The sequence below is a fragment of the Pantoea sp. B9002 genome (genome assembly GCF_013385945.1).
Taxonomy (GTDB): domain Bacteria; phylum Pseudomonadota; class Gammaproteobacteria; order Enterobacterales; family Enterobacteriaceae; genus Pantoea.
The window spans coordinates 1-392 of the sequence record NZ_JACAPA010000124.1 but is presented as its reverse complement, the minus strand read 5'-3'; the positions used below and the strand labels follow the sequence as shown (position 1 = coordinate 392).

The following is a 392-nucleotide window of genomic DNA, read 5'->3' as shown; positions in this document are numbered from 1 at the left end:
ATGAATGTGCAGGGCGTGATGGTCGAGCGCGCGACCGGTCGCATACTGATGTCCGGCTTTCATGGCTTGTTCAGCCTGGGTACGATTGTCAGTGCCGCGGGGATCACGGCCTTGCTCTGGCTTGGCGCCACGCCGCTGCAGGCCAGCGCTGCGGTGATGACGGCTCTGGCGGCGTTCGTGCTGACCTACGGGCGGCAGATGCTCGGGCGCAGTGGCGAGGAGGGCAGTCCGGCATTTGTCAGGCCCAGTGGAAAAGTCCTGGTGCTGGGGGTGTTGTGTCTGTTTGCCTTTCTGGCCGAGGGCGCGATTCTCGACTGGAGCGCGGTGTTTCTCACCCAGGTACGTGGCGTCGAGCATTCCATTGGCGGCCTGGGCTACGCGGTATTTGCCGT

At 64.0% G+C, this 392-nt stretch carries 1 pseudogene; it reads left to right on the top strand.

Annotated elements, in window-relative coordinates:
- Nucleotides 1–392 (top strand): annotated as a pseudogene (locus HX773_RS25490) (MFS transporter); the annotation flags it as partial.